Annotated in this window: 19 protein-coding genes and 2 pseudogenes; 14 read left to right on the top strand and 7 right to left on the bottom strand. The window is 62.9% G+C overall.

Annotated elements, in window-relative coordinates; genetic code table 11:
- Nucleotides 1-19 precede the first annotated feature (19 nt).
- Both F1643_RS21100 and F1643_RS21105 read left to right on the top strand, forming a co-directional pair.
- Nucleotides 20-259 (top strand): hypothetical protein, encoded by a 240-nt coding sequence (locus tag F1643_RS21100; RefSeq protein ID WP_194915257.1) that lies wholly within the window; start codon nt 20-22, stop codon nt 257-259.
- A gap of 21 nt (nt 260-280) precedes the next feature.
- Nucleotides 281-1,212 (top strand): annotated as a pseudogene (locus F1643_RS21105) (electron transfer flavoprotein subunit alpha/FixB family protein).
- A 242-nt stretch (nt 1,213-1,454) separates the two neighbouring features.
- Here F1643_RS21105 and F1643_RS21110 read toward each other — a convergent pair.
- The 3 genes from F1643_RS21110 to F1643_RS21120 all read right to left on the bottom strand — a co-directional run bounded on the left by F1643_RS21110 (nt 1,455) and on the right by F1643_RS21120 (nt 2,947).
- Nucleotides 1,455-2,276 carry an IS5 family transposase gene (locus F1643_RS21110; protein ID WP_194915258.1) on the bottom strand — a complete coding sequence of 274 codons (822 nt, stop codon included), beginning with the start codon at nt 2,274-2,276 and terminating at the stop codon, nt 1,455-1,457.
- 12 nt (nt 2,277-2,288) lie between these two features.
- Entirely contained in the window at nt 2,289-2,492 is a 204-nt protein-coding gene (locus F1643_RS21115) for a hypothetical protein (protein WP_194915260.1), read from the bottom strand.
- Nucleotides 2,493-2,611: 119 nt separating this feature from the next.
- On the bottom strand, nt 2,612-2,947 hold the full coding sequence (locus F1643_RS21120) for a hypothetical protein (RefSeq protein WP_194915261.1): 336 nt from the start codon (nt 2,945-2,947) through the stop codon (nt 2,612-2,614).
- Here F1643_RS21120 and istA (F1643_RS21125) point away from each other — a divergent pair.
- Nucleotides 2,925-4,438: pseudogene (gene istA, locus F1643_RS21125) on the top strand (IS21 family transposase). The gene F1643_RS21120 and the pseudogene istA (F1643_RS21125) sit on opposite strands and share 23 nt — an antisense overlap.
- A gap of 200 nt (nt 4,439-4,638) precedes the next feature.
- Here the strand turns inward: istA (F1643_RS21125) and istB are convergent.
- The 3 genes from istB to F1643_RS21140 form a co-directional block, all read right to left on the bottom strand.
- Nucleotides 4,639-5,370 carry an IS21-like element helper ATPase IstB gene (gene istB / locus F1643_RS21130; protein WP_194915262.1) on the bottom strand — a complete coding sequence of 244 codons (732 nt, stop codon included), beginning with the start codon at nt 5,368-5,370 and terminating at the stop codon, nt 4,639-4,641.
- Entirely contained in the window at nt 5,357-6,877 is a 1,521-nt protein-coding gene (istA, locus tag F1643_RS21135) for an IS21 family transposase (protein ID WP_194915263.1), read from the bottom strand. The genes istB and istA (F1643_RS21135) overlap by 14 nt, the downstream gene beginning before the upstream one ends.
- Nucleotides 6,878-6,953: 76 nt before the next feature.
- Nucleotides 6,954-7,589, bottom strand: coding sequence for a transposase (locus F1643_RS21140; protein WP_206692607.1), 636 nt, complete (start codon nt 7,587-7,589; stop codon nt 6,954-6,956).
- A gap of 1,318 nt (nt 7,590-8,907) precedes the next feature.
- Between F1643_RS21140 and F1643_RS25185 the strand changes: the two genes are divergently transcribed.
- The 10 genes from F1643_RS25185 to F1643_RS21190 all read left to right on the top strand — a co-directional run bounded on the left by F1643_RS25185 (nt 8,908) and on the right by F1643_RS21190 (nt 19,408).
- On the top strand, nt 8,908-9,483 hold the full coding sequence (locus tag F1643_RS25185; protein WP_194915264.1) for a FlhC family transcriptional regulator: 576 nt from the start codon (nt 8,908-8,910) through the stop codon (nt 9,481-9,483).
- Nucleotides 9,484-9,537: 54 nt separating this feature from the next.
- Nucleotides 9,538-9,795 carry a ribbon-helix-helix domain-containing protein gene (locus F1643_RS21150; RefSeq protein WP_194915265.1) on the top strand — a complete coding sequence of 86 codons (258 nt, stop codon included), beginning with the start codon at nt 9,538-9,540 and terminating at the stop codon, nt 9,793-9,795.
- 241 nt (nt 9,796-10,036) lie between these two features.
- Complete coding sequence (locus F1643_RS21155) at nt 10,037-11,284, top strand: IS4 family transposase (RefSeq protein WP_194915266.1); 1,248 nt, start codon at nt 10,037-10,039, stop codon at nt 11,282-11,284.
- The gene (locus F1643_RS21160; RefSeq protein WP_194915267.1) at nt 11,262-11,690 is read left to right on the top strand and encodes a hypothetical protein; all 429 of its coding nucleotides are present in this window, start codon (nt 11,262-11,264) and stop codon (nt 11,688-11,690) included. The genes F1643_RS21155 and F1643_RS21160 overlap by 23 nt, the downstream gene beginning before the upstream one ends.
- Nucleotides 11,691-12,440: 750 nt before the next feature.
- Nucleotides 12,441-13,615, top strand: a protein-coding gene (locus tag F1643_RS21165) for an IS3 family transposase (protein WP_194915268.1) whose coding sequence is annotated in 2 segments (ribosomal slippage) — nt 12,441-12,729 and nt 12,729-13,615 — 1,176 coding nt in all. Because the reading frame shifts where the segments join, the coding sequence is not laid out codon by codon here.
- A 4-nt stretch (nt 13,616-13,619) separates the two neighbouring features.
- Nucleotides 13,620-14,297, top strand: a complete 678-nt coding sequence (locus F1643_RS21170) for a hypothetical protein (protein ID WP_194915269.1) — start codon at nt 13,620-13,622, stop codon at nt 14,295-14,297.
- A 738-nt stretch (nt 14,298-15,035) separates the two neighbouring features.
- Nucleotides 15,036-16,118, top strand: a complete 1,083-nt coding sequence (locus F1643_RS21175; RefSeq protein WP_194915271.1) for an AAA family ATPase — start codon at nt 15,036-15,038, stop codon at nt 16,116-16,118.
- A complete protein-coding gene (locus F1643_RS21180) occupies nt 16,111-16,995 on the top strand; it encodes a ParB/RepB/Spo0J family partition protein (protein WP_194915272.1) in 885 nt (294 codons plus the stop codon). Before F1643_RS21175 ends, F1643_RS21180 begins: the two co-directional genes overlap by 8 nt.
- 441 nt (nt 16,996-17,436) lie before the next feature.
- The gene (locus F1643_RS21185) at nt 17,437-18,735 is read left to right on the top strand and encodes a helicase HerA domain-containing protein (RefSeq protein WP_194915273.1); all 1,299 of its coding nucleotides are present in this window, start codon (nt 17,437-17,439) and stop codon (nt 18,733-18,735) included.
- 85 nt (nt 18,736-18,820) lie between these two features.
- A complete protein-coding gene (locus F1643_RS21190) occupies nt 18,821-19,408 on the top strand; it encodes a DUF1643 domain-containing protein (protein ID WP_194915274.1) in 588 nt (195 codons plus the stop codon).
- A 392-nt stretch (nt 19,409-19,800) separates the two neighbouring features.
- On the opposite strand, the gene F1643_RS21195 is transcribed toward F1643_RS21190, so the two are convergent.
- On the bottom strand, nt 19,801-20,046 hold the full coding sequence (locus F1643_RS21195) for a DUF4167 domain-containing protein (RefSeq protein ID WP_194915275.1): 246 nt from the start codon (nt 20,044-20,046) through the stop codon (nt 19,801-19,803).
- Nucleotides 20,047-20,637: 591 nt separating this feature from the next.
- Between F1643_RS21195 and F1643_RS21200 the strand changes: the two genes are divergently transcribed.
- Nucleotides 20,638-21,708 carry an IS630 family transposase gene (locus F1643_RS21200; protein ID WP_194915276.1) on the top strand — a complete coding sequence of 357 codons (1,071 nt, stop codon included), beginning with the start codon at nt 20,638-20,640 and terminating at the stop codon, nt 21,706-21,708.
- Nucleotides 21,709-21,810: the final 102 nt, after the last annotated feature.

Here is a 21,810-nt window from a genome sequence, read left to right on the forward strand (position 1 = left end):
CCATGGAAGGAGGGGGCCCATGCAGAGCAATGCGCTCGGTATTTCGACGCTCAATGGGTGGGATGCGATTGCTGGCGATCTGGCGGATTTGCCGGATCACCTGCGCCCGCACGCCGTTGCCCTGCTCATTCGCTTCATGAACGCGCAGGACGAGTGGGAGCTTAGCCCTGAGGAGATCGTCTCCGCCATCATGTCCTCATCGTTCCGTCCCATTCTCGAGCAGGAAGCCACGCTCAGCAGCCTGGGCCTTGCCAGTTGAAATGCCATTGAGGTTTTCAGCATGACTATTCTCGTCCTTGCGGAGCATGACAATGCCGCTTGAAGTCCGCCACGCTGAACGCCGTGGCCGCCGCATCCAAGTTCCGTTCCGACGTGCATGTGCTGGTCGCCGGCAAGGGTGCCCAGTCGGTAGCCGACACGGTGTCCAGGATCGCTGGCGTCACCAAGGTGCTGCTGGCCGACAGCCCGGAACTGGAGCACCAGCTACCCGAAGCAATGGCACCACTGATCGCCGAGACGGCCCAAAACGGTTACAGCCACGTCCTCGCCCCGGCCACTTCGGTCGGCAAGAACGTGCTGCCGCGCGCTGCAGCGCTGCTCGACGTGCAGCAGATCTCCGACATCTTGTCAGTGGAGAGTGCAGACACCTTCACTCGCCCGATTTACGCCGGCAACGCCATCGCGACGGTGCAATCCTCGGACGCCATCAAGGTGATCACGGTGCGCACCACCGCCTTCGAGACAGCGGCGACCGAGGGCGGCTCGGCGCCGGTGGAGAGGCTGGGCAACTGCATGTCGAACGGCACGTCCACTTTCGTCGGCCAGGAACTGACCAAGTCGGAGCGGCCGGAGTTGACAGCCGCGCGTGTCGTCGTGTCCGGCGGGCGCGGCATGCAGTCGAACGAGAACTTCAAGCTGCTCGAAACCCTGGCTGACAAGCTGGGCGGGGCGGTAGGCGCATCGCGCGCGGCGGTGGACGCGGGCTTCGCTCCCAACGACTACCAAGTCGGACAAACCGGCAAAATCGTGGCACCCGAGCTGTACATCGCCGTCGGCATTTCCGGTGCGATCCAGCACCTCGCCGGCATGAAGGACAGCAAGGTGATCGTCGCCATCAACAAGGATGAGGAAGCTCCCATCTTCCAGGTCGCCGATTACAGCCTCGTCGCCGACCTGTTCAAAGCGGTGCCGGAGATGACATTGGCGCTCTAGTCTCTTGCATCCCCACGCTCCGAGATCTCCCTTCGTCGAGCGTAGCACTTAGAGCTTGGCGTATATCGACAAGCTCCTTTTCCTATATGATCTACATTCTATCGTTAGAAAAGATCAGAACTCAGGAAGCAATTTCCTATAACTAATAACAAGATCATTCATCAACGTTTAATTCGGCCGAAGGTAGGCGCGTTGCAGGGTGGTGACAAGAGCGCGACTTGAGAGTCCGTTTGACAACCGGTTCAGTGACAGACTCGCCGGAGTAGCAGGCTTGCCATAGCGAGTTGTATCATGCCTTTGGAGACGTCGATCCGAGCTTCGTAATCGCGGACCAAGCGTCTCCAACGGGTCATCCAGCCGAAGGTCCGTTCGACCACCCACCGCCGCGGAACGACCTTGAAGCCGGGATCGCTGTCGGTACGGCGCACCACTTCGACGGTGAAGTCGAGGAAGGCGGCCTTGTCCATCAGCTTGGTCCGGTCATAGGCGCCGTCGGCGAACAGATGCTTCATCCACGGCCAGCGCTTGCGCAGCACGTCCAGGATCTGCTGCGCACCGGCGGAATCCGAGATGTCGGCGGTGGTCAGGTTGACCATCAGCAGGCGGCGGTCGGTATCCACCGCGATGTGCCGCTTGCGCCCGCTGATCTTCTTGCCGGCATCGTAGCCCCGCTCGCGGGCGGTGGGCGCCTTCACCGTCTGGCTGTCCACCACGCCGGCGCTCGGACTGGCCTCACGGCCGGCCCGTTCACGGTCGATCATCAACGCCACGTCGTGGATCGTCTGGAACAGCAGCCGTCGGACGAGCAGCCGAAACCACCAGTACACCGTCTGCCAGGGCGGGAAATCCTTCGGCAACATCCGCCAACCACAGCCCGTTCGCGCCAGGTAGCGCAACGCGTTCAAGACCTCCCGAAGGTTCACATCCCGCGGGCGGCCGGTACGCGCCTTCTTCGGCATCAACGGTTCTATCAGGGACCATTCCTCGTCGGTCAGGTCCGTCACATACCGTTTCGTCTTCTTCTCGATCCTGGCCATCCGGCCGCGCGTCGCTTCGGTCCACATACGAAGCTTGAATCACAACACGCTCTCGGCGCCAACCGTTTTCAAACGGACACTGAGGTCGGGGGGCAGTGGCCAGGACAGGCCAGCGGCATGGGCGCGCTCCAGGTACTCCGCCACGGTGCTGCGCGCGACACCGAGCTGGGCTGCGATCTGGCGATCGCTAGTCGGCAGCAGGCTGCCGAACTTCAGGCGAAACAATTCACGGATCTGCCGCATGGAAAGCCTCAAGGCTGGCATCCGCTCCTCCTGTCGGTTGGATCAGGAGGCGGTGCTTGATGGAAGCTCTCCTCGCAGGGAAGACGCCATCATCATGCCGACGATGGCGCCGGCCGCCTTCACAGCGGAAGGGTGGCCGGCTTCATGTCGGAATGGTGGCCGCCATCAAATCGGAATGCCGGCCGGCTTGCGATCGGAACACTGGCCGCTTTCGCGTCGGAAACCGTGGCCGCTTTCAGTCGGAATCTGCAGTCGTTGCATATTTCGGCGGAAAGCACCCAGTAGGAACGGCGGAAAGCGCCCGGGCAGAACGGTGAAAGCGCCCAGCCGTTTCGGTGAATTCGCCCACCCGTAGGGGTGGTGGTGTCGGGGTCCGAACCAGCCTTTGGCATCCCCATGATCTTTCCACGGCACAGGCCAAGGAGGATCGGGATGCCCCGAGCGAGGTCGGACATGCGGCGGATCAGAGAAGTCCTTCGTCTGCGGGATGAGTTCGGCGCCAGCCAACGGCAGATTGCCGATGCCTGCCGGCTTCCGCGCAGCACCGTGCGCGATTACCTGGATCGGCTACGGGCCTCCGGGCTGCGGTACGCGGATGTGCTGGGGTGGACGGACGTCGAGTTGGAGGAGCGGCTGTTCCCGCCTCCGGTCACGTCGGCGCGCCCGGTGCCCGACTGGCGACACATCAGCCGTGAACTCAGCCGCCGTGGCGTAACGCTGCGGCTGCTGTGGGAGGAATACCTGGAGGTCCATCCCGGCGGCTATCGTTACACCCAATTCGTTCAGCATTTCCGGGCATGGCAGGGTGCCCATGCCGAGCCGCGTCTGCGCCGGGAGCATCGGCCGGGGGCGGCGATCGAGGTTGATTACGCCGGGATGACGCTGAGCGTCGGGCTCGGCGCCGAGGCGCGGCAGGCCCAGGTGTTTGTCGCCTGTCTGCCGTATTCGGGCTACGTCTATGCCGAGGCGACCTGGACCCAGCAGGCGGAGGAGTGGCTGGCCTCCCACGTCCGGCTGTTCGAACATCTGGGCGGCGTGCCGGGCAAGCTGGTGCCGGATAATCTCAAGGTCGGCGTCAGCCACGCCTCCTTCTACGATCCGGCGATCAACCCGGCTTATCACGATCTCGCCCGGCATTACCGCACCGCCGTTCTGCCGGCCCGGGTGAGGCGCCCACGCGATAAGCCCAGCGCCGAGAACGGTGTGCAGCAGGTCGAGCGGCGGGTGCTGGCTCCGTTGCGCGATACGCTCTTCGCCACGTTAGACGCCGCCAACGCGGCCTTGCGCGACAAGCTGGCCGCCCTCAACGCCGCTCCCTTGAGCCGCAGGCCACAGGACACGCGCGCCGGCCTGTTCGCCACCGAGGAGAAGCCGACCCTGCGCCCCTTGCCGCCGGAACGCTTCGTGCCCGGCACCTGGGCTCGCCACAAGGTGCCGCCCGACTATCATCTCGCCCTCGACGGCGGCGTCTACTCGGTTCCCACACGCTGATCGGCAAGACGGTCGACGTGCACAGCACCGCCTGCGTGATCAGCGTCTTTCTGCGCGGCAAGCGGATGGCCTGCCATGTCCGGCGGCAGGATGGCGCCACCGTGACGCTGGACGCCCATCGCCCCGCCAACCACCGGGCCGTCACCCGCTTCACCCCCGACGCCATCCAGGCCGACTTGGCCGCCATCGGCCCGGCCGCCGCGCTGCTGTTCGCGCGCATCCTGGCCGGCGCCGATCATCCCGAACAGGCGGTGCGGGCTGGGATCGGCCTGATCCGTCTGGCCGCCACCCATGGCACCGACCGGCTGGAGCAAGCCTGCCAGGCGGCCCTGGAGGCCAACGTCGGATCCTACCGCTACGTCCAGCGCTGGTTGGCGGCGCCCCCCGCCACGGCGGCGGATCCGGCCGGTGCCGGCGAGCACGCCAATCTGCGCGGCCCTTCCTACTATCACTGACGGATGTCAATCGGCTTCCAAATTCCAGCCGGCATCGGCTTGCAATTTCCAGCCACGCTTGCGGTTGCAGAACCTGTTGTCCAGGGAGTCCACGGGAGGGTCCCGCGCGCGCCGCGGAGTGCCCTTATGGCTGACGCAGCGGCGCGCGTGGGAGGGGCCTGTGGGCCCCCCTGGGCAACGGATAGGGGAAAGGCTTTGGATCAGGAGCGGTTCTTGAACCGCCAGCTCTCGTTGCCGGTTTCCAGGATGTCGCAGTGATGCGTCAGCCGGTCGAGCAAAGCGGTGGTCATCTTGGCGTCGCCAGCGAACACCGTCGGCCATTCAGCGAAGCTCAAGTTGGTGGTGATCAACACCGAGGTCCGCGAGTACAACTGGCTGAGCGCGTGGAACAGCAGTTGGCCGCCACTCTGGGAGAACGGCAGGTAGCCGAGTTCGTCCAGCACCACGAGATCAACGCGGGTCAACTGGTCAGCGAGCTTGCCCGCCTGCCCGGTCCGGGCTTCGGCCTCCAACCGGTTCACCAGGTCGATGACGTTGAAGAACCGGGCACGGGCGCCGCGGCGCACGCAGTTGGCCGTGATGGTGATGCACATGTGCGTCTTGCCGGTCCCGGTTCCCCCGATGAACACGGCGTTGCGCTGGGTTTCCAGAAAGCCGCCATCGTGCAGGTCGCGCACCAGCCCCTCGTTGAGGGGACTGGCGGTGAAGTCGAACTCGGCCAGCGTCTTGGCCAGAGGCAGCTTGGCGGCGCCGAGTTGGTAGCGGATCGAGCGCGCCTGCTTCTCCGCCCGCTCCGCCGCCAGCAGGTCGCCCAGGATCTGCTGGACGGTGCGCTGCCGCTTCAGTCCATCGCTCATTACCTCGTCGTAGGCGGCACGCATGCCGGCCAGGCTGAGCTCGGCCATCATCGCCATCAGCTCATGCCGTTCCATGGCAGCCCTCCCGCACCGCGCGCAGGCGGTCGTAGCGCCCGCAGTCGGCGGCCGGCTCAATGGACAGCGTCAACGCCGTCGGCACCGCCATGGCCGGTGCCGGTGTGACGTCGTGGCGCCGGGCGAGGATGTTCAGGATCACGTCCCGGCTGTGCGTACCGCTCGCCAGTGCCTCGCGGCAGGCGACCTCCACCGCCTCCAGGCCATCGGTGAGGATGGCGGCGAGCACGCCAACGAACTGCCGGTCAGCGTCGTCGCCGCGGCCCAGGCGGGTCCGCACCGTCGCCAGGGCTGGCGGCAAATCCCAGTCCCGGAACGGCGCCCCGTTGCGCAGCGCCCCCGGCTTGCGGACGAGAACCGGCAGGTAGTGCAGCGGATTGTACCGCGTGTGGCCGTGCCCGAAAGCTCGTGGGTGCTCGGCGACGATCGCGCCGTTGAACCACACCACGATCCGTGTCGCGTAGGCGCGGACCTGCACCGGCTTGCCGGCGGCGATCGCGGCCACGCTGTAGCGGTTGCGGTCAAAGTGGATCAGGCAGGTTTTCGAGACGCTGAGCGTGGCCTCGTGGAAGCCGTCGAAAGGATCGCTCACGGTGATCAGCGCCGGCCGCTCCGCCTGGAACACCTCCCACACCGTCCGGCTCCTATCCTCTGGATGCGGCGTCTGTTGGGCCCAGACGATCACCTCGTCGTGCAGGCGTTCGTTCACCTCTTCCAGCGTCTTGGCCCGCAGCCGCGGCGTGAACAGCCGCTGGCGCAAGGTGCCGACCTGGTTCTCGACCTGGCCCTTTTCCCAGCCCGAAGCCGGGGTGCAGGCCACCGGCTCGACCAGGTAATGCGAGCACATCTGGGCGAAGCGGCGGTTGAAGCGGCGCTCTTTGCCGACAAATACGGCGTCCACCGCCGTCTTCATGTTGTCGTAGATGCCGCGCTCGCACAGGCCGCCGTAGAAGGCCGCGGCACGGGCGTGGGCGTCGAACACCATCTCCTGGGTCTGGCGCGGGTAGACCGCCACAAACGGCATGCGGCTGTGGCACAGGCGGGCATGGGCCACCTGCACCTTGGTCGTCACGCCGTCCAGGATGATCCACTCTTCCGCCCAGTCGAACTGGTACGCCTCGGCCGGGGCAAAGGTGAGCGGAACGTAGGCGTTCACCGGCCCACTCGGCGGCTGGCGCTGCTTGAAGCGCTTGATGTAGCGCCGCACCGTGTCGTAGCCGCCCTGGAAGCCGGCATCCTTCAGCCGTCCGAAGAGCCCCAGGTAGTCGAGCCGGTCGCGGGCTGGCCGCCGCTCGTTCTCCGTGATCAGCCGTTCCAGCTCCTCCTGGAACCCGGACAACTTCGGAAGCGGCTGGTGCTGGCGCTCGTAGCGCGGCGCCGTCTCGCCCGAGCGCAGGTATTTCGTCACCGTCTCCCGCGACACCTTCAGCGACCGGGCAATGGCCCGGATGCTTTTCCCCTTCGCGTGCTCGCGTCGTATCCGTGAGATCGTCTCCACCGTCAACATCCCTGTCCGCCACCCTGTCGTCCAAACCCAGGGTGGTAGTCTGCCAGATCAGGGGTGGCTGGTTATTGGACGCCGATCACCCCTGAAACTGGCCCAGTGTTGCAGGCCGATGCACATCCAGTCGTTCGGCCGTCTTGCGCAGTGCCGGGTTGACGTTGCGAATGCCGAGACGGGCGAAAGTCGCCTTCATCCGGTTTACGATCCGAGTGCGCTCGGCTATCAGGTTCTCACGCTCGCGTGTCGGACGCTTCGCGTCTTCCTCCTCAATCCCCGGCACGGCCACCATAGAGCAATGTCCGGGTTCGCCACGCAGCCAGCCCAGCAGGACGCGCGTGAGCAGCGCCGTATCGAGCCGATCGGTCTTCGCGCGGCGACGCTCGCGCGACACCGCCACGCTGCTGGCGTGGATGACATGGGCTTCGATGCCTCGGGCCCGCAGCCAGCGTGCCAGCCAGAACCCATCCCGCCCGGACTCGTACGCGACCACGACACGCGTGATCGTTCGGCCAGCGGCCATTGCCTCGCAGCGCCAGCCATCCAGGAGAAGCAGAAGGTCGTTCTCATCGGGGCTGAGCTTTTTCAAAGGACGCCGGTCGACACCGGGTACAAGCCCGGCAACGAGCCACGTGGACAGGCTCATCTCAATGACCGCAACCAGGGTTTCTTCGGGAACGAAGGTGGCCGTCGAGCGGCCGATCTCGGGCTGCTGCATGGGAGCGTCTCCATCGGTTCCAAATGCCTCAGCGTGCCGCAACGTCACGCCGTCCCATAGCATCTGGAAACCATCGCCCCCTTGCGCGATGATCTCGCCCTCACGTTGCCCGCTACGGCCGCGTGACTGTACCGGCCAGATCTGCCGGAGACAAGATGAGCGCCCCGGCTCCTACACCACGCCTCGGGACACGACCTCCGGACAAGCCCGAGCGCCTGCAAGCGCACGTCATGACTCGCGTCATAACCAGCAAGGACGCCGACTCCACTTCGCCAATCCGACAGCTCCGCAGCGGACGGTCTGAGACATCCGATTGAGACAGGCGGCACGATGATTGACGGCGGCGGCACGTGCCTCGCTCTTCAGATTAGATGCGATCCAGAATACAATCAGGCTGTGTGGCCAACCGATCGGCCTCGGATGAGCGCGGGTCATCAGGTGGATCGTCGGATCGCCGTCCCATACCCCAGACGCCCTTCTGCGAGAGCTTTCCGGTGCAAGAATGCTCTCGGCCGCAAGGTCTGCATGGAAGTCCTTGATCCGTAATAGGACCTTGCTCAGGCAGCGAGAGAGTTTTCAGGAGAAAACGACAGGTTTGCACGACGAACCCCTATGCCGGCGCGCCGGCCTCGCCGGAGCCGCTGAGGCGAGCGCCGCTCCCGTCGGCCCGACGACACTCCCTCCCCGATCTTTCGGCCATCGATCTCACCAGTCCCCTGGCCGGCTGGCCACAACGTCCGCCCGGGTGACGGCGCGCTTCCACACTTAACGTTCGACGGCGATGAGGTGGACCCCACCCACACGACCCACTGATGGATAACGACGATCATTAGGATCGGCAGCAACCACCGCCTGATGAGAGGGCGTTCGGCAGCAAGAACGCTTTCAGTTGGAAGAGCCACATCGAAGCGGTTGACTCGTCGATCCGTCGCCGGTGGAGCGGTGAAAAATCCAGTAGAAAGCGGCACGCTATCTGTCTCCACGCCTCGCTTGCCAACGAAATCCTATACGGCCCAAGGTGCCAACTTCACTCTGAAGTCATCTTAGACAACGACCGCCCAACAACTGCACTTTTTTCTAAAATACTCCTCAATTTCTAAGTAAACTTTTTGTTAAGTTTTTAGCAATTATGTGTGTAACAGCGTCACGGTTATCGACAATCGCTTTATGACGCCAGACAATCAGCCTCCAGGAAGGTGACAATCATCTTAGAAATGTGCGCTGTAGTTGGCCTCACTTGTCCTTACGAGTTGATGAAGTTTAGAGCTGCGCAAAACAGATGAGAAACCCAATCGATACATTACAGGAGCGTCTCTGAATGTCGGCCGCCTCACTGCCACGCCCTGCCGCCGGGCACTCGGAATCCGATCTGGCTGCGCGCATGATCCTGCGGTGGTTTCCCCTTCCCGTCATTCGCCTCCACACCGGTCTCCCAAGTGACGCTGTCCGGGAGCTTTACCGGCAGTTTCACAACGCGCCACCCCCGCCGTCCGTTCTCCCGCAGATCGCTGATCTCCTCGGAACGACCGGCTCAGCGCGTCAGGCGTCAATCTTCCTGGGCCACTATGCCCGAATGGCGGGTAGCAATGCCTATCGCCGCGTCGACGTGAATGCGTTGATCGTTTCCCACGATTTGCACCTCGCATCGCAGGCCCCGAACACAGCTGCGGCGGCGACCATCGCTGCCGCTTGGGTACTTGGTCGGGAGCTACGTTCTCGGACCATTTCGTTCAAGGCTTGCGAGTGTGGGCGCGACCACCTGGTCCACGACGAAATGGCAGCTTCAACGTCGTGCCCTTACTGCGGAGCGTCCCTGGCAAAGGGCCGTGCCGCCGTACATGACCATCCCTGGCGTGATAGCACCGGCGTGGATAGCGCAGTCCGGACCGGCTAGTCTGTGGCGCCCACCAGCACCACTACGTTCCACAAAGGATGGCCGCAGGCCGTTATGAAAACGAATAAGATCGCCATCGTGTTCACCCTGTGCGAGACGCCGACGACCGTCGAGCTCGAGGAAGAGTTCTGGGACGGGCTTCAGGACCTCGCAGCCCGCCAGTACACCGACTTGGACACTCTTGTCGAGCGGCTCAACTGCCGCCGTGGGGCTGAAAGCCTGCCTTCGGCGCTGCGCATATTCGCGATCTCCTATTATCGGTCGGTCGCCGAAGCTCAAGAATCCGGTGCGGTTCTGCTGCGAGCAAACTGAACCCCTGCGCCAGAACCTGACGCGGTTTGCGCGCCAGCATGAAGGTGCACTACCAATGCGGCTTAAGGCCGTCAACGTGCCGGACACGGAGCACGATGTTGCTGCTCACCCCTCCGGCCGGCGCCATCGTCCGGCCGCTCCAGTGCTTGGCCTTGTCGGGCCGTTCCTAACCCCAACACCGTGTCGTTAAGCCTGCCCGTCTGTTGAAGGTCGCAGATCATGGTCTGCGGAGGGCGGTGTCATGGCGCGGACAGTGGCGGCGTTGCCGCGAGGGGTGCGGCTCAGCGATCATGTGACGCTCGGGGTACTGACAACCACGGTGCCGGCGTCGCTGATCGATACGGTCCTGGCTGAGACTGAACGGGCAAGCGTTCGTCACCGCTCCCTCCCGGCGCGGCTGGTCGTCTACTACATCATGGCCTTGGCGCTGTACGGGCAGGCTTCCTACGGCGAGGTGCTGCGCTGTCTGCTGGAGGGCGTGCGTTGGCTGTGCCGGGGCGGCGATGTCCTCGCACTCGCCACCAAGTCCTCCATTACCAAGGCGCGCCGTCGCCTTGGCGTGGCGCCGCTGGCCGAGTTGTACCGGCGCGTCGCACGGCCGCTCGCCACGCCGGGCCTGCCCGGGGCCTTTTATCGCGGTCACCGCTTGGTCAGCCTGGATGGCACCACCCTCGAACTGCCAGACACGGCCGAGATCGACACGCGCTTTGGTCGGCCGGCGGCGTCGCGGGGCATGAGCGCCTATCCCCAGCTGCGCCTGTTGGCATTGGCGGAAACCGGCACCCATGCGATCTTCGCCGCCGCATTCGACGCCTACGCCGTGGCGGAGACGACGCTGGCCGGGCGCCTGCTCGATCGGCTCCAGCCGGGTATGTTGTGCTTGGCCGACCGCGGCTTCGTCGGCTTCGAGTTGTGGCAGGCGGCCTGCGCCACAAAAGCCGAGTTGCTGTGGCGACTGCGGGCCAATCAGGTGTTCGCATGCGAGACGGCGCTGCCGGACGGCTCCTACTTGAGCCGCCTGTACGCCTCGCCCGCCCATCGCCGCCGCCAGGAAGGAGGCGTGCTCGTCCGGGTCATCGACTACCAACTCGACAGCGTGCCGGAGGCTGAGCCCGTGTACCGGCTGATCACCACATTGCTTAACCCCGCCACCGCACCCGCCGGCGAGTTGGCGGCGCTGTACCATGAGCGCTGGGAGGTGGAAGTCCTCTTCGCCGAGATCAAGGTGACGTTGCCCGGACGGCGGCTGATGCTGCGTTCGCGCCGGGCTGATCTGGTCGAGCAGGAGGTCTATGGGCTGCTGCTTGCCCATTTCGCGTTGCGCCACCTGATGGTGCAGGCCAGCCAAGCCTTCGGGGCCGCCGACGCCCGCGATCCGGACACACTCTCCTTCCTGCACACGGTGCGTGTGGTGCGCCGCCATCTGCCGCTGCATGCGGCGTTTTCCCCCTCGGCGACGGCAGCGGATGCTGGTGATGATCCTGGCTGAGATCCGCGCGGTGCCCGCGGAACGGAGCCGCGGGCGCCACAATCCGCGCGTGGTGAAACGCAAGATGAGCAACTTTCCCACCCGCAGCCGGGCCGCCACCACGGACCATCGCCGCTGGAGTTACGAGGACCACATCCGCATTCTACCGCCCACTGACCTGCAGCCGTCGGCTCCCCTTCCCAAAACGCCTGAACCAGTGTCCGCGGCCGAACTGCCAACCACCACGGCGAATCGCCGTGCCGCGACACCAGACCGCCAACATGTCAAGGCGTGGCGCGCCAGCGGCCTATCGCGAGCCGACTACTGCCGCCGCCACGCCCTCAATCCAAACACCTTCAATCGTTGGGTGGACTGCCAACGACTCAGCGTCCGGCCAAACTACTGCAAGGTTCAAGGCACCCATTAACGACACGGTATTGTTCCTAACCCAGATAATTCACCACAGCTGAAGCTGGTGCAGGGGGGCGGGAGGTTAAGCCGCTGAATTCGCGTTTAATTCTGGTTTTGAAGCAGTCTCGCCACGGGTCAACGGAGTGCACGCCCGCCGCGGCCGAGAGTACGGGGTTTTCGCCCGACTTGTCACCGATTGCCCGCAATCCAGCGATCACCGCCCTTGTTAGTGGCCGAATCACCTCCGACGTGGGCGCTATCATGCCTGAAAGGCGTCGAAAGGCGTCGTCTTTCTCCGGCGCGGTGACCAAATGTGGCTGCTAGGATGCTGCGCCGAAACTGGAGGACACAAGATGATCTCTTGGGCGCTACGGAATAAGGGTACACTGGCCGCGGCTCTGATAGTTATCTACCACCCAGTCAGCGCGATTTATTACCATATGAATCGTGACATCTATCACGAATTTCTAAAGGTTAACCTTAGCGAATTCGCATCTTTCGCCGGTTACATCGACACGCCCCTATTCAGCGTTCTTGAGGTGGCCTTTATGTGGTCCCCGACCGTTATAATAGCTTGGGTGGCGCTCGTCATGGGCACCTATTGGCATTTGTTCGAGCGCAACGCGGCTGGCGAGTGAGGAATCATGCAGACTATCTCCGATCACGATTTCCGCCCGCCCCGCCTGACCATCCGATATGCCTTGTGACCCTCCTCCGAATCAGTGGACACCTCTGCTAAGCTCCAGATGGAGCGGAGAGGTCAAGAATGACGACGACACGGCGCATCTTTACGGACGAGTTCAAGCAAGAGGCGGTGGCGCTGTTGGCCAGCAGCGGCCGCTCCCTTGCGCAGATCGCCCGTGAATTGGGAGTGCAGCCCTCGGTGTTACGGAAATGGCAGCGCCGCCTAACCGGGTCAGGGGGGCCGTCGATGCCCCCCGTCCAGCAAGCGGCGGCCCCCCTGATCACAGGCGCTGATCAAGCATCGGAAATCGCCCGTCTAAAACGCGAACTCGCCCGCGTCCAGATGGAACGGGATATATTAAAAAAAACTGTAGCCATCTTCTCGGAAGCACCGAGATGAGGTTCCGAATCATTGCAGACTGCTGCGACGAATACCCGGTTCGGGTGCTCTGCGATGCCATCGGCGTGTCGCCATCGGGCTATTATGCTTGGCGCACGCGACCGGAGAGCCCACGCAAAGCAGCGAACCGGCAGTTGCTCGATGACATCCGGCGCCTTCACGACGCGCATCGTCAACGCTACGGAGTTCCTCGCATTCATGCCGCCCTGCGGGCGAATGGGCACACCGCCAGTCGCAGGCGTGTCGAACGCCTCATGCGCCGCCACGGCCTGCGGGCGCAACGCGCCAAGGCTTATCGCGTCTGCACCACCGACAGCCGGCACGGTTTGCCGGTGGCGCCCAATCGGCTCAATCGCGACTTTGCCCCGGCGAAGCCGAACCAGACTTGGCTCACCGACATCACATACATCCCGACGGACGAGGGCTGGCTGTATCTCGCCGTCGTCCTGGATCTGTTCAGCCGCAAGGCCGTGGGCTGGGCAATGCGCGACCACATGCGCACCGAACTGCCGCTGGCGGCCCTGACCATGGCGGTCCAGCGGCAACGGCCCCAGCCCGGCCTCCTGCACCACTCGGATCGTGGTAGTCAATACGCCGCTGGGGATTACCGAAAAGCTTTGAAAAGCAATGGCATCGTGCAGTCAATGAGCCGCAAAGGCAACTGCTGGGATAACGCCCCGATGGAAAGTTTCTTCGGCAGTTTGAAAGCGGAACTCGTCCATGGCGCCCGCTATGCAACGCGCGACGCCGCTCGCAGAGATCTGTTCGCCTACATCGAAGGCTATTACAATCGCCAGCGACTGCACTCGGCTCTCGGCTACATCACCCCGGACCAGGCCGAGCTTCGAGCCGCTTAACCCGGTGTCCTTTCTGCCGGGGGAAGGTCACTCGCCGGAGTTCTACCGCGACGTGGGCGAATTGGTCGCTCGCCGTCGGGCCGAAGGGTGGCTCGTGTTCTACGAAGGGGTCCGCGACGACCTCGGCCGCGGCAACGATGCCTTCTCCGATGTCCTGAACACATTGGGAGGTGCGCCAAACCTCCTCGCGGACAGTGAGGCGCATCCTTATGAGATGCTTGCTCCAGCGCTTGCCGAAGGCTTGGTGCTCCAGGACAACGAGGTCATCATCGGTCGGCCTGGACCCGATGTACGCAACGTGGATATGACGCTATCGGAGCTGCTCGCGGAACTCCCCCCTATCCCACCGTCCGCCCACGACCTCCAGCCTGACGCGCCATTCAACTTGACGGAAGTGCGGGAAACGTTTGACGGTCTGCCCGGGTGGGTTCAGGACCGCGTGCGCGCTGCCTTCCAGATCCTGCTCGCCACCACAACATCAGGTCGATATGCACACGCGGTGCTCCCACCGGCAATCACGACCCTGCGTGAACAGCGCGTCGCTCGCGCGATCGAGGACGCACGCGACTGCAGCATCCTGGTGCTCTATGGGCAACTCCATATCAGTGCGATCTCATCTCACCTGATAGCCGCTGATCCGGCATGGCGGATCGTATCGTCTGCTCCAGTAAAGCCGTTCTGATCGTCTAGTCTCACGGAGTGCGGCTAAAGCTGACAACTGCCTCACTCGCTGGGGGCGTGATCAAGAGCAGGTGCGCCGCGGGCTCTCTCCTGGCTTTCAAAAATAGGCTCCACGTGAGGTCGCAGCGGCGCGGCTTAGCGAATGTGCGGCTGGGATCGGTAAACGTCGTGGTTTCCACCTGGCGATGGATGCGGTGGCAGGAAATCTGCACGTTCTTGTCCTATGGCGCTGATCGGGCCCGCCGCGCCGGGCGGGAGGCAACACCAGCTTGTTCGCGAGGACCACAAGCACCTCACCAACGCCGTGCGTCGACCATGTCACGCCCTGCCCTTCCCCTTCTTCCTTAGCCCCTAAGGTAGGCTCCGGTTTCGCACTGTGCCTCCCCCCACCCGCACTGATCTGCATTCCTGTGAACCACCAGAGCACTTTTGCAGAATGCGAACGCGCAGCGCAAACCTACCAACGCTTCGAGTGACCCGCCAGAGCACCTGTAGTGGCAGCGCTCGGTGCTCCATGCGTGTTGTAGCTCCCGTGGAAGCGCCTGGGCGCTGCCCCCCTGCCCTTTCTGTTTACCCGACGTCGGGTAAAACTAATCCTCCAGGGGTAAACGTGATCGTGACCGTTTTGTCGCACTCCGCCTTCACGCGTGACACACAGACGGCACGATGTTGACGCACACACCGCCAACTGCGATGCTCCAACCAAACCACCACCCCATGAGAAGAGTGAGGCCGCGTGATGGAAGGATTGACGCTGAAGGCGATACGCGAGCAACGCGGTGCATCTCAAGCCGAATTTGCGGATTGGCTGAACGCCGGTATCGGGCGAAGCTATGACCGCGCCCGCATCAGCCGTTGGGAGTCAGGGGGCGAGAAGATCCCGGCCGCCGTCGCCAAGTTTGTCGAGGCGAACTCGGATGTGGCTGAAGGTAAGCTCGTGCCCGGATTGCGCGAAGCCCTCCTGGCCAGCACTGACAAGCTTTTTGGCGTGCCGTCCAGTCCGCCGGCTCACCACAACGCTTGCGTAGTTCTAGCGCTCGCCAACCAGAAGGGCGGCGTAACCAAATCGACCAGTTCCTGCAACCTCGCCTTCCTGTTGGCTGAAATGGGAAAGCGCGTTCTGCTGATTGACGCCGATCCTCAAGCGAGCTCGACCCAGAGCCTCGCGGTGAATCCGATGCAGTTGGAAGCCGAACAGCGCTCCCTCACCCACTTCTTGCTCAACGAGGGCGCTGATCCGGCGCACTTCCCGGTGAAGGTTTGCGATGGCGCCTTCGACCTTATCGGCTGCTCGATCACCTTGGCACAGGCCGAGGGCCAGCTGAAGTTCGGCCAGACGCAGGGCGATAAGGTACTCGGCGAACGCCTTTCCCCTTTGAAGCCGTCCTACGACGTGATCATCATCGACTGCCCACCGCATCTGGGCGGACTCACAGAAAGCGCTCTAATTGCCGCCGATCAGGTCCTGATCCCGACTATTTGCGAACCAATGGCAGTGCTCGGTGTCCCTCACCTCATCAAGACCATCCAAGACGTGAAACGGCGCGGCAATCCGAAAGTTGAAATTCTCGGGATCCTGCCAGCTATTTTCGAGCGCCGCTCGACCATCGACGTGCAGACCCTGGGCGATCTGCAGGCTGCGTTCGGTGCGCACATCAAAGTGTGGGACCCGATCCCGAAGCGCAAAGACTTCGCCAAGGCGGTTCAGACCGGTAAGCCCCTGTTCGCCATCGTGCCGAAAGCCGATGGTATCGAGACTTACCGCTCCATTGCACAAGCCCTGCTCGCTAAGGCCCCTGCCCTGGAGACGACGAATGGCTAAGAAGTTCGCTAACACTAACCCGGCATTCGGTCTCGCAGCGGCATCAATCGATCTTGACCGCGTTACCAATCCGGATTTTCCGGAAATCAACAAGGTCCCGCTGGCGGACATACACCCAAATCCGAACCAGCCGCGGAAGACCTTCGATGAAGCCGAGCTCGCTGGCCTAGCAGCCAGCATCGACGCGCATGGTCTGAAGCAGCCAATTTTGATCCGCCGTCGTGCTGAAGGCGGCTACATGCTGGTGGCCGGCGAACGCCGGTTCCGAGCTCACCAACTGCTCGGGCGAGATAACATCCTCGCGATCATCGTGTCGGACCGGGAGGATGTGGAGGTTACCGCGCTTGTCGAGAACCTTCAACGTGTCGACCTCACGCCCGTCGAGAGCGGTCGCGGTCTCGTGCGACTGCAAGAGCGCGCATTGGCTAAGGGAGAGAAGCTGACCCAGGAGGACCTCGCGCGCTTCATCGGTAAAAGCCAGTCTGAGGTTACCCGCCTGCTGAACATCGTGAAGCTCCCCGAGACCGTCCTGGTCGAGTACGAGGCCATTCAAAAGGAGGTTTCGAAGTCGGCCTTGTCGGAGCTTCTGGGCATCGACGACGAGGCCGTGACGATGCGCCTTTGGGACATGATCAAGAACGGCGCGAGCGTTGCGGAGCTTCGCAAAGCAAAGGCTGCTTTCCAGGTCGACGACAACCCTGCTCCAGAAGCCGCGGTAGCGCCGAGGGCTGCGCCGATTGAGAGAGCCCGAAAGCAGTGGCGCACCATGGCGACCAGCCTGTCCAAGCACGAAATTCGACCCGAGGATCTCTCTTCCGATGACATGGACGATCTTCGGCGCTTGCGAGACGTGATCACCCGGATCATCGGGGATTGAAAGCATAAGTTAGAGGAGCGAGAGTTCTCCATAGCTCGTAGAGTCGACCCTTTACCCGACGTCGGGTAAAAAGCTGGTGGACAGGGGCCGTGCATCCGCCCCTCTGTCTTTTACCCGACGTCGGGTAAAAAGCTGGTGGGCAGGGGCGGTGCATCCGCCCCTCTGTCTTTTACCCGACGTCGGGTAAAAAGCTGGTGGGCAGGGGCGGTGCATCCGCCCCTCTATCTTTTACCCGACGTCGGGTAGGGTCTGAGGTACGGGGCGCACAGCTCACCCCCAGCCCCCCCTGCCCCAGGCCACGCACAATCATAGGCGAACAGTTTACGCCGGGCCGTCCTTAGAAAGACGTAGGATTTCAGCGTCTTTTGGAGCCGCGCGACGCTACACGATGCCTCTATTATCCGCCCCGTACAGCGAACGGACGAAGCGGGAGAGGGCGTAGTGCGGATCAAATTCGGCACCTATAAGCCGGTTGAAGGCCCGGAAGAGGTTCCAGTGTTCTGGGACTCCGAGAAGGTCATGAACTCCCATTTTACGGTGATTGGCCCGTCAGGATCGGGAAAAACCACCCGCCTCCGCCGGCTGATGGCCGGCATGTCCCTCGTCAATCCCCGGATCAGGTTCGTGGTCCTCGATCCCCATGGGGACATGGGTGTGTCGGGTGAAGACTCCTTCCGGTTCAGCTCGACGTCCGATCTAGGACTTAACCCACTAACCGTCCGTGAGGACCCGGACTACGGCGGGGTTACCAGAGCCATCGAGACCTTCCTCAAGACGATCAGCCGGACAAGCCGGCCGCTCGGCTCCAAGCAGGAGCACACCCTCCACAACGTCCTGCTCGACCTCTATGGCTACCTTGGGTTCCACGCTGACCGGCCCGAAACGTGGAACCTTCGATATGACGACCGGCGCAATCCCGAGATGCCCAAGCGGCACCCCACCGTGAAAACCCTCAAGTGGTTCATGGAACGCAAGATGACCCAGGTCTTTCTGGGCACCAGTTCAGAAACCGTTGCCGCGCTCGACGATCTGAGCCGAAAGCTGCGCTCCATGGATCGTGCGATCAAGAAGGAGATCCGTGGCGAGGAAACCAGCGTGGACGTCGACAAGCTCAAAGACAAATGCCGTGAGCTGTTCGAGCGCTTCTTAGAAGGCATGTACGATGGCCAGGAGGTCAGCGCGCTGTTCCGCTACGGGAACAAGGAGGTGCTCCAAAGCTGTTACGAGCGGATTTGCAATCTTGAACGCTCCGGGCTGTTTCGAGCCGACACCTACATGTTCGATCCAGCCGCGGCGATCTGGCGCTACGATCTGTCAGCGCTGTCCTCGGACGGCCAGCGGATGGCCGTCGACTTCATCCTGGACGACATCTTTGCTGCGGCCCGTGGCGACGGTCAGAAGCCAGAAACCGTCATGTTCGTCTTACTCGACGAAAGCCACAAATTTGTGTCCCCTGAGGCTGATCATATCATCAGCGTCTGGGCTCGCGAGGCACGCAAGTTCGGACTCGGTCTGATCCTCTCATCGCAGAACCTGACAGATTTTCCCGACGAGATCCTCGCGCAGATGGGTACGAAGTTCGTCCTCGGTGTCGACCCAATCTTCCTGGATCGCGCCGCCAAGAAGCTCAAGGTTGAACCCCGACGCTTAGAGGGCATTCAGACGCACAAAAGCTCCATCATCGCTATCAAGAACAAGGGAGATAGTGGCACCCGATGGCTGGACATGACGCTGGTCTAAAATTGGCGTCCCTTGCGGGCGCGACCATGACGAACCTAAAATGCCGGCACGCCTTTGCGCCACCGACCATGCTGCAGGTGATCGAATGACCTCGTTGTTCAACTTTGCCATGGCGGACACGTTCCGGTATCCAGGCTGGCCCTGCGCATGGTCGGGGAGTGACCGGTACGACAGCAGCCACCGCTACACGCTCTGGTGCGTCTGGGACAGCTCCAAGCCGTTCATGCAGGTGATCGGCCTTAATCCGTCCACCGCGAATGAAGATGTGCTCGATCCGACGGTGACGCGGGTCCAGAAGTGGGGCAGGGCATGGGGCTTTGGTGCGTTCTGCATGACGAACCTGTTCGCGTTCCGGTCACCACATCCCGACGTCATGCGCGCGGCGGCCGACCCAATCGGGTCGGACAATGATCACTGGCTAGAAGCGATATCCTTGGGTGTCGGGCTGGTGATAGCAGCGTGGGGAAACAGCGGGGAGTTTTTGGACCGTGCACGCCTGTTCATCACCAGCAGGGCAGGAAAAGGGCTTCCGCCGCTTCACTGTCTTGGTACGACCATGAATGGAGCGCCAATCCACCCGCTTGCCCGTGGAAAACACCGCATGCCAGACGATGTTCAGCCACGCCCGTGGATGAGCCTGGGTCCAGTCGGCGCGATAGCTGCCGCTAGGTGATCAACGCGCCGGCGCTTCCCCGCGGTACCGAGGCGTTGGCAATGTCGCCGGCAGCCTTCTCGTAGTCCTTCTTCGGTCGCAATCGTCGCTGCCCGATAGAAACACGCTGGAGATTTGAGCCCTTTCATGCCTGCTAAGAGCCAGGACGCAACGTCCTCGATGACTAATGCACAGCTTGCCGCTTTCCGCGAGCGCCAAGCGGAAGCGGGTAGGCCGCCCAGTAGGCTCGAAGTACGCCGGTGAAGCTCCTTAACCCACCTTGCTTGATCGACATCGTCGCGATTGGACGGTGTGATGCCCCCACCTGGCGGCGGCCATCTGCTGTGTTTTGCGCTGTACGCCCATGCTGTAGCGCGCGCCCTTAGGCCCCTTCATTTCATCCGCAGACTCACTCAATCCTGTCCTCGTGATACCCGAAAGAAGTGCTCGGCGTATTGACGACACAGCTCTGCTTCGACCGCATCGCCACTGCGCTCCGCGTCAGCTGCACGGGCTAGCCATTGAGCTTGCTTCTGCTGCGCAGTTCCATTCACGCGGGTCGCCGGCCGCGCGCCGCCCTGAGAGGGACTGATCTGTGAGCGTGTCTTGCCGAACGCCGGCCTCGAAAAGTGCTTTCCAGTGGGGTTTGAGGTGGACATTCCGTTTGCGACTTCCTGGTCAGGTGCACTTGAGCGCTTTCAAGATGCCGCCAGCATACTACCGCTTCTGCTGACCGAGACAATGAACTGCCGAAGGAGTCATCCGGAAGGTATTTGACGGCCTTCCTCGCCTCACCCGCTATGAACTCGCGGTTCACCAACTTCTTCTCTACTGCATCCCGGACAAAGCCTGCCTGATCATCTTCGGAGGTGAGTACCGGGGCGATGCGGCAAAAAGTGCCTTCGGCGAACCCGGGATACATATCCCCGACATACTTTTTCGGGTGTGCTTCGGGCCACTTCTAAAGCGATCTCTCTCAGTGCGCTTAAGAGATATCTCTTATTGACCCGTTAGCAGATATCTCTTAATTTGACTTGGAAGACCAGTGGAGTGACGCCATTGGCGCCCTCACTCCGCCCGAAGCAATGACCATGCACTGCACCGTGAAGCTAAGCCCCGCTGGTCACCTCCGTGGGTTCGGCAGGGTCGTCGGGCCTGGTCTCCAGGCAGCTTCGAGGGCGCAGAAACGACTAGTGCAGTGACACAGACATAGGATTCACATCGGGCTGGCAACGTGCGATTCTGTCGGCATGGCCCAGACCGTCAGCGTCATCATTGGAGCGGAGGATCGTGCGCGTTTGGCCGCGATCCTCGCCGACCGCAATCGCCCGCAGAAACATGCGCAGCGGGCGAACATCGTTCTGCTTTCGGGCGAACGGCTGCCCGTGCTGGAGGTGGCCCGTCGGGCCGACGTCAGCCGCCCGGCAGTTTGGCGGTGGCAGGTGCGCTATGCCGAACAAGGCGTCGACGGGCTGTTGCGCGACAAGACGCGCAAGCCCGGCCGAGCGCCTCTGCCGACCACGACCGTGGCCAAGGTGCTGGCGCTGACGTGTTCGGAACCACCCGGTGCCGTGACACACTGGACCGGCCGGGCGGTGGCCAAGGCCGTCGGCATCAGCCTGCGCGCCGTGCAGCGCATCTGGGAAGCCAACCGGCTCCAGCCGCATCGGCTGCGCACCTTCAAGCGCTCCAGCGATCCGGCGTTCGCCGCCAAAGTGGAGGACATCGTCGGCCTCTATATGGACCCACCCTGTCACGCGGTGGTGCTGTCCATCGACGAGAAGAGCCAGATCCAGGCGCTCGACCGCACCCAGCCGGGTTTACCGCTGAAGCCCGGCAAGTGCGGGACGATGACGCACGATTACAAGCGCAACGGAACCACCACGCTGTTCGCCGCGCTGAACACCCTGGACGGCACCGTGGTCGGCCGCTGCCTGCCCAAGCACACCCACAAGGAGTTCATCAAGTTCCTCAACGCCGTCGAGCGCGTCGTGCCGGTCGGCAAGGTGATCCACGCCATCGTCGACAACTATGCCACCCACAAGCATCCCAAGGTGCTGGAATGGCTGGCCGATCACCCGCGCTGGGTCTTCCATTTCACCCCCACCTCGGCCTCCTGGATCAACGCCGTCGAGGGCTTCTTCTCTATCATCACCCGCCGGAGCATCCGACGCGGCGTATTCAAGTCCGTGGCCGATCTCCAGGACGCCATCGCCCGTTACATCCGCGCGCACAACAAGGCGGCCAAGCCCTTCGTCTGGACCAAGCCAGCAGAGGACATCTTCGACAAACTCAGCCGTTTGCCTGCACCTTCTGAATGAGTCACTGCACTAGCTTACTCCGGCCAATAAGTAGCGCTTCCGGTCGAGTGGGGGATCATTTCAGGCGATGCACCGTCCGGCGCCGATCCGCTGATCTCGGCC

The organism is Azospirillum sp. INR13 (assembly GCF_015390205.1).
Classification (GTDB): Bacteria; Pseudomonadota; Alphaproteobacteria; order Azospirillales; family Azospirillaceae; genus Azospirillum.

Excerpts from the sequence above, each read along its gene's own strand:
- F1643_RS21110 (WP_194915258.1), bottom strand. The coding sequence starts at position 2,276 with ATGTGGACCGAAGCGACGCGCGGCCGGATGGCCAGGATCGAGAAGAAG.
- F1643_RS21155 (WP_194915266.1), top strand. The coding sequence starts at position 10,037 with ATGGCGCGGACAGTGGCGGCGTTGCCGCGAGGGGTGCGGCTCAGCGAT.
- F1643_RS21160 (WP_194915267.1), top strand. The coding sequence starts at position 11,262 with ATGCTGGTGATGATCCTGGCTGAGATCCGCGCGGTGCCCGCGGAACGG.
- F1643_RS21150 (WP_194915265.1), top strand. The coding sequence starts at position 9,538 with ATGAAAACGAATAAGATCGCCATCGTGTTCACCCTGTGCGAGACGCCG.
- istB (WP_194915262.1), bottom strand. The coding sequence starts at position 5,370 with ATGGAACGGCATGAGCTGATGGCGATGATGGCCGAGCTCAGCCTGGCC.
- F1643_RS21175 (WP_194915271.1), top strand. The coding sequence starts at position 15,036 with ATGGAAGGATTGACGCTGAAGGCGATACGCGAGCAACGCGGTGCATCT.
- F1643_RS21180 (WP_194915272.1), top strand. The coding sequence starts at position 16,111 with ATGGCTAAGAAGTTCGCTAACACTAACCCGGCATTCGGTCTCGCAGCG.
- istA (WP_194915263.1), bottom strand. The coding sequence starts at position 6,877 with ATGTTGACGGTGGAGACGATCTCACGGATACGACGCGAGCACGCGAAG.
- F1643_RS21120 (WP_194915261.1), bottom strand. The coding sequence starts at position 2,947 with ATGTCCGACCTCGCTCGGGGCATCCCGATCCTCCTTGGCCTGTGCCGT.
- F1643_RS21115 (WP_194915260.1), bottom strand. The coding sequence starts at position 2,492 with ATGCGGCAGATCCGTGAATTGTTTCGCCTGAAGTTCGGCAGCCTGCTG.
- F1643_RS21140 (WP_206692607.1), bottom strand. The coding sequence starts at position 7,589 with ATGCAGCAGCCCGAGATCGGCCGCTCGACGGCCACCTTCGTTCCCGAA.
- F1643_RS25185 (WP_194915264.1), top strand. The coding sequence starts at position 8,908 with ATGTCGGCCGCCTCACTGCCACGCCCTGCCGCCGGGCACTCGGAATCC.
- F1643_RS21190 (WP_194915274.1), top strand. The coding sequence starts at position 18,821 with ATGACCTCGTTGTTCAACTTTGCCATGGCGGACACGTTCCGGTATCCA.
- F1643_RS21195 (WP_194915275.1), bottom strand. The coding sequence starts at position 20,046 with ATGTCCACCTCAAACCCCACTGGAAAGCACTTTTCGAGGCCGGCGTTC.
- F1643_RS21100 (WP_194915257.1), top strand. The coding sequence starts at position 20 with ATGCAGAGCAATGCGCTCGGTATTTCGACGCTCAATGGGTGGGATGCG.
- F1643_RS21200 (WP_194915276.1), top strand. The coding sequence starts at position 20,638 with ATGGCCCAGACCGTCAGCGTCATCATTGGAGCGGAGGATCGTGCGCGT.